The organism is Pseudoalteromonas sp. MQS005 (genome assembly GCF_001661605.1).
In the GTDB taxonomy this organism is placed as follows: domain Bacteria; phylum Pseudomonadota; class Gammaproteobacteria; order Enterobacterales; family Alteromonadaceae; genus Pseudoalteromonas; species Pseudoalteromonas tetraodonis.
Genome location: NZ_LYRQ01000051.1, coordinates 1 through 12878 on the forward strand (window position 1 = coordinate 1; position 12878 = coordinate 12878).

Sequence of the window (12878 nt, forward strand, 5' to 3'; positions counted from 1 at the left end):
GAAATGAGTACTTAAAAAATCGAGCTTGGCTTACAGGAATTAATAAAAAACCGCTGTATGAAAAAATCATACAGCGGTTTTTTAATTAATTTTAAGCTTATGCATTAAATTGATTTTTGATTGTTTCAATCGCGCTATCAATATCTATCATTAGCTTTTCACCAGTGCGGCGGTTTTTAAGTTCTACCTTGTTTTCATCAAGGTTACGCTCACCAATTACAAGCGTGTAAGGTACACCGAGTAATTCCATGTCGTTAAACATAACACCAGGGCGCTCTTTACGGTCATCAAATAGCACATCTAAACCTGCATCTTTCAAACCTTGATATAGATTATTAGCAATATCAGGGATACGATGCGATTTATGCATATTCATTGGCACAATTGCTAAATCGAAAGGGGCGATGGCTTTAGGCCAGGTAATACCGTATTGGTCGTTATTTTGCTCAATAGCTGCAGCAACAACACGCGATACACCAATACCATAACAACCCATAGTCATTGTTTGGTTTTTACCCGATTCGCTTAATACACCTGCTTTCATTGCTTCTGAGTACTTAGTACCTAGTTGGAAAATATGACCAACTTCAATACCGCGCTTAATTTGCAACGTGCCTTGACCACACGGGCTAGGATCGCCCTCAACAATATTACGGATATCAGCAACTTCGTAGTCTGTTACGTCGCGGTCCCAGTTAATACCACTAAAGTGCTCATCGTCTTTGTTGGCACCAGCTACAAAATCAGCCATTACATTCGCGGTTCTATCAACAATAATTGGCATGTTTAAGCCAACAGGGCCTAATGAACCCGGTTTTGCGCCAATGGCAGCCACAATATCTGCCTCGGTTGCCATTTCTAATGGTGCAGCAACCAGTGGGTGTTTTTCAGCTTTAAGTTCATTAAGCTCGTGATCGCCACGCAGTACTAGTGCAACTAAGCCACGTTTTCCGTCTTCATCAGGGGCGCCATAAACAATCAGTGTTTTAACACCGCGATGTGGTTTTACACCATAGTGTTTTTTCAGCTCATTAATTGTTTTAGCATCAGGCGTTGGGAATGCTTTTAGCTCTTTGCTTGCTTCAGGGCGTGATTCAGTTGGCGCTAGCGCTTCAGCTTTTTCAATATTAGCGGCGTAGTCACTGGCATCACTAAAGGCAATAGCGTCTTCGCCAGATTCAGCAAGTACGTGAAACTCATGCGATACACTACCGCCTATAGAGCCGGTATCAGCAATAACAGGGCGGAAATCAAGGCCTAAACGTTCAAAAATATTACAGTAGGCTTTGTGCATAACTTGATAAGTTGCATCTAAACATTCATCGGTTAAATGGAATGAGTAGGCATCTTTCATAGTAAACTCACGAGCACGCATAACACCAAAGCGCGGACGACGTTCGTCACGTACTTTAGTTTGTACTTGGTACAAAGTAATAGGCAGTTGCTTGTAGCTGTTAATTTCTTTGCGGACAAAATCGGTGATCACTTCTTCATGGGTAGGACCCATAGCAAATTCACGATTGTGACGATCGGTAAAGCGCATAAGCTCTGGACCAAACTCACTCCAGCGGCCCGATTCTTCCCATAAGTCAGCCGGTTGAATTACTGGCATGAGCATTTCAATTGCGCCTGCTTTATCCATTTCTTCGCGTACAATGTTTTCTACTTTTCTAAGCACACGTAAACCAGAGGGTAGCCAAGTGTATAAACCCGAAGCGACGCGACGGATCATTCCGGCTCTAAGCATTAATTGATGCGATACAATTTCCGCATCTGATGGCGTTTCTTTAAGTGTAGCGAGTATATATTGACTAGTACGCATGTTTTTTCCGAAATAGAGTAATATGTTCTTTTAATTAAGGCGCTCAGTTTACCAGCGGATGCATTGACACTAAAGCGCTAAGTGATTTTTTATCGCATTTTATAGCCATAGCAGGGTTTTAAAGTTAGTTTAACTGGGCTCTATATGAGTAACCAGATGATGAGAGTCAGTCACTTGCCAGGTAATGTTGTATTCATACAAATTCATACCATAACTTTGCATGCCTTGTTTTTGCTTTTTATACGCTGGGCGAGGATCTTGTTTTAGCACATTGCTGATAAACGCTTGTAGCTCAGGATAGTGGCTTTGTTTATTTATAAATTCCAAAGCTTGCTTACTAAATTCAACACTCATGTGAGTTTCTGGGCGCGTGTCGGCAAAGCCTGCACTGGCATCGGGTAATGAGTCTGAATAGGGCAAATAAGGTTTTATATCTACAATGGGTGTGCCATCAAGTAAATCTATACCGGCGAGCAATAACGCTAACTGCCCATTTTTGTATTCAATTCCCTCTAACTTAACAGCACTCATCCCTATAGCGTTAGGTCTGAATGTAGCGCGTGTGGCAAAAACGCCTTTACGCTCATTGCCACCAAGGCGCGGCGGGCGCACCATTGCTGAATAGCCTTTATCTGCGGTTTCATGAAAACGAAATAATAGCCAAATATGGCTAAATTCATCTAAACCACGAACAAATTCTTCACGATTAAAATCTGGAGCAAAAATAAGTTTAGCTTTTGCTTCTGGCACTAATCGAGGTTGTCTAGGAATGGCAAACTTTTGTTTATACGGTGATTGAATATGGCCAATAGCCGAAATCTGATAATCGCTCATGATGCTCGCTAACAAATAAAATAGGGGGGTATTCTACCTGTAATTACCATTGGTGGCATTAGCTTAATATAATCAGCATAAAGAGAGTTTAGACTGATTGGTTTAAATGTGGAATAAAAAAGGGCAAGGCTAAACCTAGCCTTACCCTTACATTGCAACTATTGAGTTGTTATTAAAACATATATTGGAAAGATACTGACGCAACGTCCATTTCTGGATCAATATCATCATCTAATTCGTAACGCTCATACTCTAAACGCACTTGCATATTGGTTGTGAAAGCATATTCAATACCTGCACCATAAAATACGTCACCACCGTCTTGTGATACGCTAACGCTGCCTACTGGTAGTTCTTGAGTTAAATCAGCATCCCATTCAAACCAACCGCCTTTTGCATAAACAGAAAAATCTTCAGTGATTGGCGCTGCAAAACGCGCTGCCAGTGATACCCCATCAATTTCTGCTTTACTGTCTATGTCACTCACTTCATCAAAATTTTGATAGGCAAGCTCAAGACTTAAATGTTCATTAAATTGAGTACCGATATAACCTTTTAACATTTGCGCGTCGTCATCGAAATCGGTGTCGTTTTCGCTATCTTCAAATTGAAATGAGTATTGGCCGTAACCGATACCCGTATAAATACGTGGAGAGTCCATGTCGGTAACATCAGCCTGTGCTGCTGAATTAAAACCCAGTGTTGCTAAAGCAAGTGCAGAAAGAGAAAGTGTTTTAATCATTGTATAGCTCCTTTAAAAAATAATATCTAATGTTCGATAGATTCATCAAACGTCGATTTACTTATTGCAGTGAACATGCCAATAATTTTTTTGTTTAATATTTGCCCTTGAAGTATGTTTATTGAACTTTTTTGGTGGTTTTAGTACGCAAAACATTCAACTGTTAAGCGTACTGTTAATTTTTAAAAAATAAAAATTGTAGAATTTACAGCTTGTTGTAGTTTATACATACCTGCAAAAGGTACCGAATTAGACTTGATAAAGTAAGTTTTCTGTTTCTATCGCTATTTGTTTCATTTTAATGGCGTAATTTTCTAGCTTTTTATCTTCGTCAGTAACAGATGTGAATTCAGGAACGGCAACAGGGTAACCCGTCTCATCCATAGCAACAAAACTTATTACACAATGATTAGTTTCAACTAAGTTTTGGGTTTTAGGGTCGCCACAGCGTACTTGTATGAAAATTTGCATACTGGTTTTACCGGTGTGTGCAATTTTGGCTTCCACTTCAACAATTTGGCCAACCAAAATAGGACGGCTAAACTTAACGCCCGCAACCGATACGGTTACGCAGTAATGACCGCTCCAACCTGCAGCACAGGCATAGCCTGCTTGGTCAATCCACTTCATGACCACACCACCATGCACCTTACCACCAAAATTTACATCGGTAGGCTCTGCTAAAAAACGAAAAATTACACTCGACGACGCCATAACACACTCTCATTTATTCATATTACTTAACAGCATAGCGCAAAAAAGGGGCCGAAGCCCCTGCAATTTAGGATAAGTTTATAATTTCTTTAGAAAGGTTGTTACATATTGGGGTAGTTAGGACCGCCAGCACCTTCAGGGGTGACCCAGGTGATATTTTGGCTCGGATCTTTAATATCACAGGTTTTACAATGCACACAGTTTTGTGCATTGATCACAAAGGCTTGCTCGCCTTCGACTTCTTGTACTTCATAAACGCCGGCAGGGCAGTATCGCTGTGCAGGTTCATCAAATTTGACTAAATTTACCTTAATCGGAATTGATGCATCTTTGAGTTTTAAATGACACGGCTGCGATTCTTCATGATTAGTATTTGATAAAAATACCGAAGAAAGCTTATCAAAGCTGAGTTTGCCATCAGGCTTTGGATAGGCAATTTTTTCAGCTTGATCAGCGTCTTTTAAAGTGGCGTGATCGGGTACGTTATCTTTAAAACTAAACGGTAGGGCACCCTTAAATATGTTTTGATCAAGGGTGTTGTATGCACCGCCTGCAAATTTACCTAATGTATGCATTGCAGGGCCAAAGTTACGAGATTGATACAGCTCTTTATACGCCCATGACTTTTTAAACTCAGCGGTGTACTGGGTTAAATCCGTGTTAGCTAAATCGTTTTGTAGCGCATTAAAAATGACCTCAGCGGCTATCATGCCTGACTTCATAGCCGTATGATTACCTTTAATTTTTGCAAAATTAAGCGTGCCTGCATCACAGCCCACTAACAAGCCACCCGGGAAATGCATTTTAGGCAAAGAGTGTAAACCGCCTTTGGCAATGGCGCGCGCACCATAAGCAATACGCTCACCCCCTTCAAGGGTGTTTTTAAATACCGGGTGGTGTTTTAAGCGCTGAAACTCATCAAATGGGCTTAAATGTGGATTTGAATAATTTAAATCAACAATTAAACCAACCACCACTTGGTTGTTTTCGCTATGATACATAAAAGCACCACCGCCAGTATCGCCACTCAATGGCCAACCGGTTCCGTGAACTACTTTACCAAGCTGATGTTTAGATTCATCCACTTGCCAAATTTCTTTAAAGCCTAAACCGTAATGCTGTGGCGAGCATTCATCGTCTAATGCAAATTGATTAATCAGTTGCTTACCTAAATGGCCGCGACAGCCCTCAGCAAATACCGTGTATTTAGCACGTAACTCCATACCCGGCATGTAACCGTCTTTTTCGTCGCCGTTTTTATCCAGCCCCATATCACCGGTAATAATGCCTTTAACAACATCATCTTCAATAATGACTGAATGAGCACTAAAGCCTGGAAATATTTCAACGCCCAAGTTTTCTGCTTGCTCAGCAAGCCAACGACATACATTCCCCATAGAAACAATGTAGTTACCGTTATTATGAAATGTGTTAGGGGTTGCAAAATGAGGAATAGAGGTTGCTTTTTGTTCGTTATTAAACCAATAAATTTCATCGCTTTGGACTTTAGTCGTAACAGGCGCGCCCAATTCTTGCCAGTTTGGCAGTAGCTCCTCCAATGCTTTGGTTTCAAAAACAGCACCCGATAATACATGCGCGCCCACTTCAGAGCCTTTTTCAACCACACAAATCATGCACTCTTGTTGTTTTTCTTGTGCTTGCTGCGCGAGTTTAATTGCTGTTGAAAGCCCAGCAGGGCCTGCCCCTACAACAATAACATCAAATTCCATGGTTTCGCGTTCAATCATAATAACCTCTTTTTCTATGACGGACTCACTTTTGCCCTGTAGGCAAAAAGTAAGCTAAGCAACCTGTTATTTTGTGATGCAAATTAAACGTTACAGGTTGTGAATAGTTTAAGGTTATTTTAGGTTGACGTTTACGTCAACAGGAAGTAGTCTGATTTCATAAAATAAATAGGTTGACGTATACGTTAGCTTATAGGTTTAAATAATTATGGAGTCCCTATGAAAGTTCTCGTACCAATAAAAAGAGTGATTGATTACAACGTAAAAGCTCGCGTTAAACCTGATAACAGCGGTGTTGATTTAACAAACGTAAAAATGGCAATGAACCCATTTTGTGAAATTGCGGTAGAAGAAGCGATTCGTTTAAAAGAAGCGGGTACTGCAAGCGAAGTGGTTGTTGTGACTATTGGCGCTAAAGCATCACAAGAGCAATTACGCACAGCACTTGCCCTTGGCGCTGATAAAGCGATTCATTTTGAAACCGAGCAAAACCTAGAATCTCTCCATATTGCAAAGTTACTTGCGAAAGTGGTTGAGCAAGAATCTCCTGAGCTCGTTATTTTAGGCAAGCAATCTATCGATTCTGATAATAATCAAACGGGCCAAATGCTCGCTGCATTAACTAATCGCGGCCAAGGTACATTTGCTTCAAAAGTGGTTATTGAAAATGGCAAAGTGAATGTAACCCGCGAAGTTGATGGCGGTTTGCAAACTGTTGCACTTAATTTACCAGCGATTGTAACCACCGATTTACGTTTAAACGAGCCTCGTTATGCGTCGCTACCTAATATTATGAAAGCTAAACGTAAACCGCTAGAAGTTATTGCGGCTGATTCGTTAGGTGTCGATTTAACACCGCGTATTGAAGTCGTTCGTGTAGAAGAACCAACAAAACGCAGCGGCGGCATTATTGTTGAAGACGTTGCACAGCTTGTAGAAAAACTTAAAACAGAGGCAAAGGTGATTTAAATGAAAACTCTTGTAATTGCAGAGCACGATAACGGTGCCTTAAAACCAGAAACCTCAAAAACCATTAACGCCGCTAAAAAATTAGGCTTTGATGTCGATGTATTGTTAGCCGGTATAAACTTAGGTGCCATGAGTGAGTCACTTGCGAGCATTGAGGGTGTTACAAATGTATTACTTGCAGATAACGCGGTGTACGAGCATCAACTTGCTGAAAGCATGACAGATTTAGTGTTATCACTAGCTGACAGTTACAGCCATATCGTGGCAAGTGCCACAACGACAGGTAAAAACTTTATGCCGCGTGTTGCCGCATTATTAGATGTTGCACAAATTTCAGAAATTATTGATGTTATTGACGCAGACACGTTTAAACGCCCAATCTATGCGGGAAATGCCATAGCAACGGTTAAATCGCTCGATAGTAAAAAAGTGATCACAGTGCGTGCAAGTAGCTTTGATTTACAAGGCGAACAAGCGCCAGCTAATGTCACAACCTTAGATACGGTCTCTGATTCACAGTTAAGTAGCTTTGTTAGTGTTGAGCAAACCGAATCTGAACGCCCAGAGCTCACTGCAGCTGATGTGGTTATTTCAGGTGGTCGAGGCATGCAAAATGGTGAAAACTTTGCGCTACTTAATGGTATTGCCGATAAACTGGGAGCTGCAATTGGCGCTTCACGTGCAGCGGTTGATGCAGGCTTTGTCCCTAACGATATGCAAGTAGGCCAAACAGGTAAAATTGTAGCGCCTAATTTATACATAGCCGTGGGTATTAGTGGTGCCATTCAGCATTTAGCAGGCATGAAAGACTCAAAAATTATTGTGGCCATAAATAAAGACCCAGATGCGCCTATTTTCCAAGTGGCTGATTACGGTTTAGTTGCTGATTTATTTGATGTATTACCTGAACTTGAACAAGCTTTATAAAGTTTAATAACCACAGCATTATATAAAGTTAAATATTCTGATTTAAAGCCGCCGTTTCATTCTTGATTCTGCGGCTTTTTTAATTCAATAACGCCACTTATCTAAATTACTTGCGCTTGGCTTTTTTTTATAACAAAGTGACAGCGTTGTCATTTGTAGTCATACAAATTATTAAATAGGAGCCAAAATGACAAGGTATAAAGCGCTTGATGCTATGCGGGGGTTAACCATCGCATTAATGATACTGGTAAATACACCGGGTTCGTGGTCCCACGTGTATGCCCCTTTACTTCATGCCGATTGGCATGGGTGTACACCAACGGATGTAATTTTTCCGTTTTTCATGTTTATTATTGGCTCTGCGATGTTTTTTTCATTTAAAAAAACCAACAGCACAGCTAATGCAAGCCAAGTGTTACGGCTGATAAAACGAGGAGCAATTATTTTTGCTATTGGTTTAGCGTTAAATATGTATCCCTTTACCACGAGCATTGAAAACTTAAGAATACTGGGCGTATTACAGCGAATAGGCATTGCCTATATTTTAGCGTCTATCTGTGTATTGTTACTCAACAGGCGAGGGGTGATCAGCTTATCGGTTGTTATTTTAATTGCATATTGGTTACTGCTTTTAAGTGTTGGTCCTAATAATGCGTATACACTAGAGAATAACTTAGTTAGAACGGTTGATATTACGGTATTAGGTGAATCGCATTTGTGGCAAGGTAAAGGATTAGCGTTTGATCCAGAAGGGCTTTTGAGCACCTTACCAAGTGTAGTAAGTGTTTTATTTGGCTTTGAGGTTACCCGTTTACTTACCAGCTCTAGCAGTCAATGGACAAGTATTAAGCGTTTGTTGGTCATTGGGGTTGTTGGTATCGCTTTAGGGCAATTAGGCTCGCTGATTATGCCAATTAATAAATCGCTTTGGACCAGTACCTTCGTTATTTACACCTCAGGGATTGCCTGTATTGTACTGGCCTTTTTTGTGTGGCTTTGCGACATAGTAAAACCCGAACGCCTTGTTAATCCATTAATTGTGTATGGCTCGAATCCGTTGTTTATTTATGTGTTATCGGGTGTGTGGGTACTGAGCTATTCACTGGTTAATATTGGCGAGCTAAACTTGGGGGATTGGATGTATGAGCAACTCGCTTTAGTTATGAGTGCTAAATTGGCATCGTTCACCTTTGCTTTATTACATGTTATTGGCTTTTGGTTAATTTCAAATATGCTTTATAAGCGAAAGATATTTATAAAGATTTAGGACAATAAAAAACCAACCCGTAGGTTGGTTTTTTTATTTAACGTTACAAAGCGTGGCTTAGTACGTTGCGCTGCCTTTAGTACGAGGGAATGCAATTACATCACGTACGTTACCCATACCGGTAACATAAGCAACTAAGCGCTCAAACCCTAAACCAAAGCCAGAGTGTGGCACGCTACCGTATTTACGTAGGTCGCGGTACCAGCTGTAGTCTTCTTTGTTTAAGCCCATTTCGTCAAGGCGTGCATCTAATACATCAAGACGCTCTTCACGTTGTGAACCACCAATGATCTCACCAATGCCAGGTGCCACTACGTCCATAGCCGCAACGGTTTTACCGTCTTCGTTTTGACGCATGTAAAATGCTTTAATATCGCGCGGGTAGTTTTTAATAACAACCGGTGCTTTAAAGTGTTCTTCTGCTAGGTAACGCTCGTGCTCAGACTGTAAATCTACACCCCATTCAACAGCGTACTCAAATTTCTTGCCACATGCTTTTAGAATTTCTACAGCGTCTGTGTAATCAACTTGTGCGAAGTCTTTTTCAACAAATTCTTCTAAACGGCTAATGGCTGTTTTTTCGATACGTTGAGCAAAAAACTCCATGTCGTCACGGCGTTCTTCAAGTACGGCTTTAAACACGTACTTAAGCATGTTTTCAGCCAATTTTGCGATATCTTCTAAATCAGCAAACGCAACTTCTGGCTCTACCATCCAAAATTCAGCTAAGTGGCGAGATGTATTTGAATTCTCTGCACGGAACGTAGGACCAAAGGTGTAAATTTTTGACATAGCTGATGCATATGTTTCACCGTTTAGCTGGCCAGATACCGTTAGGAATGCTTCTTTACCAAAAAAGTCTTCGCTGTAATCAATTTCGCCTTTATCTGTCATTGGCAGGTTTTGCATATCAAGGGTTGATACGCGGAACATTTCACCCGCACCTTCACAGTCACTGGCTGTGATGATTGGTGTACTGATCCAGTAAAAGCCTTGCTCATGGTAAAAACGATGAATCGCTTGTGCTAAGCAGTTACGTACACGCGTTACTGCGCCAATCATGTTGGTGCGCGGGCGAAGGTGAGCGTGCTCACGTAAATACTCAATGCTGTGGCGCTTAGCCGACATTGGGTAAGTATCTGGATTTTCAACCCAACCTAACACAGTCACTGAGTTAGCTTGAATTTCGAAAGATTGGCCTTGTCCTGCTGATTGTACTAATACACCGGTAACCGATACAGAACAGCCTGCTGTTAAGCTTGTAACTTCATCATAATTATTCAGTGAATTAGGAACTACCGCTTGAATAGGATCAAAACACGAACCGTCATGAACGGCTAAAAATGATATTCCTGCTTTTGAATCGCGGCGTGTACGGATCCAGCCTTTAATGGTTACTTGGCTGTCTACCGCAACATTGCCTTTTAATAGCTCTGAAATCGCTAAATGGCTCATCTTCACTCCAATGATATAAGTTGCCTAACTATATAAATTAATTGTGCGTTACTCATGCATTTATGTATGTAAGGTCACTGCACTTGAACCTTGTATAATACCTAGTAAAGTAAAATAAAAAAACTGTTGTGGGCAACTCTTTAAAAGTTTTTAGTCATGCGCGGTTTTTTTAACCAGTTTTTAGTGTTAAATGGCTACTATTACCATTTGTTACTCTGAAAATTCATCAATTTGTGGCATTATTAGTAATCAAACCGAATTAACGTTTACCATTAATAAAAAATGGATGCTATGAAACAAGTTTTTATTTTACGAGGACTGCCAGGCAGTGGTAAGTCATATTATGCGCAAAATCTCGCTGACGAATTATCGGGCGCAGATGAAAGCAATTATTTTATTTGCTCAACAGATGATTACTTTGTAAACGAGCAGGGTGAATATCATTTCGATAAGTTTAAATTATCGCAATATCATAACCTAAACCTAGCACGTTTTATTAACGCGTTAGCACAAGGTATTGAACTGGTTATTGTTGATAACACTAACATTAAAAAATGGGAATTCATTGCCTATTCGCAAGCAGCGATAGCTTTAGGGTATCAAGTAAAAGAAGTGATTGTTGGTGAAGTAAAAGACAAATCAATGCAGCACTTATATGCCAAGCGCAACAGCCATAACATACCGCTTAAAACCATTAGTAAAATGGCCTACATGTTTGAGTGGTAAATATTAAATTTTAGCTAATACATCTATATCAGCGTGGGTAATGGCATCTAAATGAGCGGTAATTTTTTCACTGCTCCAATCCCACCATGCAATCGCTAAAAGTTGATTGATAGCTGTTTCATTAAAACGCTTTTTTATTACTTTTGCAGGATTACCGCCTACAATGCTATAGGCAGGTACATCATTGGTTACCACAGATTTACTCGCTATGACGGCGCCGCTGCCAATTTTTACCCCCGGCATAATAGTGGCGTTGTAACCAATCCATACATCATTACCTATTTCAGTATTGCCCTTGAAAGGTAAATCACCTTGTTGAGGTGCAGATTTTTCCAAACCGTTACCAAATATAAAAAATGGATAAGTAGAAAAGCCGGAGGTTTGATGGTTAGCCCCATTCATTATAAAAGTAACGTCTTTAGCTATGGCGCAAAACTTACCTATGATGAGACGGTCTCCGATAAAATCGAAATGGTAGAGCACATTTTTTTCAAAATGTTCAGGCCCATCAGGATCGTCGTAATAGGTGTAATCACCCACTTCTATATTAGGTGACTTAATAAAGTTTTTTAAATAACCTACTTGAGGAAAACCGTCCATAGGTGATGGATTGTTTGGATTTGGTCCGTTCATGGTTTCCTCTCAAGTAAGATAAATAGGCTACTAGCTTTTAAATGCCGCCAATGGGTGAGATGTACTGAGCGAAACATGTACCTTGTCACCTGGGTGTACAACCACCTCATGGCTTACTCGGCTAGTTACCACGGTTTCGCATGCAAGTTTAACCGCGCATAAACGGCTACCGCCTTCAAAGCGTACCCAAATTACTTCACCATTATTACCAATACTGCTTTGTACTAATAATACATCATCTGGACGAAGTAAAACTTCTACCTCACCAGTGTCACAATCAACGCCGTTTGCAGGTACATTACCAATATCGGTAAGCGCTTGGCCGTTATTTAGGGTTCCTTTTATAAAGCTGGCTTCACCTAAAAAGCGGGCCACAAAGCGGTTGTTTGGGGTGCTAAAACACTGCTCTGGGGTGTCAATTTGTTGTATTTTACCGCCTTTTAAAACACCCACACGATCGCCCACCGAAAGCGCTTCTTCTTGATCGTGCGTTACCCAAATTGCCGGTACACCAGCTTCTTTTAATGCGTTGCGGATATCCCAACGCAACATATCTTTTAAGGCAGCATCAAGGTTAGATAACGGCTCATCAAGTAAGACAAAGTCAGGTTGGTGGGCAAGGGTACGCGCTAATGCTACGCGTTGCTTTTGCCCGCCTGACAGTGTGGCTGGTTTTTTATGCCTAAATGCATCTAAACCAAGAAGTTTTAGCCAGTGCTCGGCAGGGCTGGTGTCTTTAAGTTTAAAACATACGTTTTGTTCAACTGTTAAATGAGGGAACAACGCAAAGTCTTGAAACACCATACCTACGCTGCGTTTTTCAGGCGCCACAGTATGCTTTGGTGTCGCTGTCCATTTAGCCACTTTAATTTCACCCTCGCTAATTGGTAAAAGCCCCGCTAACGCTTGTAAAATAGTACTTTTTCCGCAACCTGTTGGACCAACAAGCATTAATATTTCGCTTTCACCTAAGGTGAAATTTAAATCGCTAACAACACGATTACTGCCATAATCTATAGACAACTGACTTACAGATAGCAT

Annotated in this window: 12 protein-coding genes; 4 read left to right on the forward strand and 8 right to left on the reverse strand. The window is 40.7% G+C overall.

Annotation, left to right across the window (positions count from 1 at the left end; translation table 11 throughout):
• Positions 1-97 precede the first annotated feature (97 nt).
• From A9479_RS15680 to A9479_RS15700, 5 genes are all read right to left on the reverse strand, one after another.
• Positions 98-1822: a proline--tRNA ligase gene (locus tag A9479_RS15680; RefSeq protein WP_033103411.1), complete on the reverse strand. Its 1725-nt coding sequence runs from the start codon at positions 1820-1822 to the stop codon at positions 98-100.
• Positions 1823-1951: 129 nt separating this feature from the next.
• Positions 1952-2656 (reverse strand): tRNA (N6-threonylcarbamoyladenosine(37)-N6)-methyltransferase TrmO, encoded by a 705-nt coding sequence (tsaA, locus tag A9479_RS15685; protein ID WP_064663947.1) that lies wholly within the window; start codon positions 2654-2656, stop codon positions 1952-1954.
• Positions 2657-2828: 172 nt separating this feature from the next.
• Complete coding sequence (locus tag A9479_RS15690; RefSeq protein ID WP_013464990.1) at positions 2829-3398, reverse strand: outer membrane beta-barrel protein; 570 nt, start codon at positions 3396-3398, stop codon at positions 2829-2831.
• A 249-nt stretch (positions 3399-3647) separates the two neighbouring features.
• On the reverse strand, positions 3648-4112 hold the full coding sequence (locus tag A9479_RS15695; RefSeq protein ID WP_024602547.1) for an acyl-CoA thioesterase: 465 nt from the start codon (positions 4110-4112) through the stop codon (positions 3648-3650).
• Between the two features lie 101 nt (positions 4113-4213).
• Positions 4214-5860, reverse strand: coding sequence for an electron transfer flavoprotein-ubiquinone oxidoreductase (locus tag A9479_RS15700; protein ID WP_064663948.1), 1647 nt, complete (start codon positions 5858-5860; stop codon positions 4214-4216).
• A gap of 219 nt (positions 5861-6079) precedes the next feature.
• Here A9479_RS15700 and A9479_RS15705 point away from each other — a divergent pair, with 219 nt between their 5' ends.
• The 3 genes from A9479_RS15705 to A9479_RS15715 all read left to right on the forward strand — a co-directional run bounded on the left by A9479_RS15705 (position 6080) and on the right by A9479_RS15715 (position 9023).
• On the forward strand, positions 6080-6829 hold the full coding sequence (locus A9479_RS15705) for an electron transfer flavoprotein subunit beta/FixA family protein (RefSeq protein ID WP_064663949.1): 750 nt from the start codon (positions 6080-6082) through the stop codon (positions 6827-6829).
• Entirely contained in the window at positions 6830-7756 is a 927-nt protein-coding gene (locus A9479_RS15710) for an electron transfer flavoprotein subunit alpha/FixB family protein (RefSeq protein WP_064663950.1), read from the forward strand. It abuts the gene before it with no gap.
• A gap of 187 nt (positions 7757-7943) precedes the next feature.
• Entirely contained in the window at positions 7944-9023 is a 1080-nt protein-coding gene (locus A9479_RS15715; RefSeq protein ID WP_064663951.1) for an acyltransferase family protein, read from the forward strand.
• A gap of 57 nt (positions 9024-9080) precedes the next feature.
• Here A9479_RS15715 and asnS read toward each other — a convergent pair whose 3' ends face one another.
• Complete coding sequence (gene asnS, locus A9479_RS15720; protein WP_013464983.1) at positions 9081-10478, reverse strand: asparagine--tRNA ligase; 1398 nt, start codon at positions 10476-10478, stop codon at positions 9081-9083.
• Between the two features lie 291 nt (positions 10479-10769).
• Here asnS and A9479_RS15725 point away from each other — a divergent pair, with 291 nt between their 5' ends.
• Positions 10770-11204, forward strand: a complete 435-nt coding sequence (locus A9479_RS15725; protein ID WP_013464982.1) for an AAA family ATPase — start codon at positions 10770-10772, stop codon at positions 11202-11204.
• Positions 11205-11207: 3 nt separating this feature from the next.
• On the opposite strand, the gene A9479_RS15730 is transcribed toward A9479_RS15725, so the two are convergent.
• Together A9479_RS15730 and A9479_RS15735 are read right to left on the reverse strand one after the other, a co-directional pair.
• Positions 11208-11837 (reverse strand): Vat family streptogramin A O-acetyltransferase, encoded by a 630-nt coding sequence (locus A9479_RS15730; protein ID WP_064663952.1) that lies wholly within the window; start codon positions 11835-11837, stop codon positions 11208-11210.
• A 30-nt stretch (positions 11838-11867) separates the two neighbouring features.
• Positions 11868-12878, reverse strand: a complete 1011-nt coding sequence (locus A9479_RS15735) for an ABC transporter ATP-binding protein (protein ID WP_013464980.1) — start codon at positions 12876-12878, stop codon at positions 11868-11870.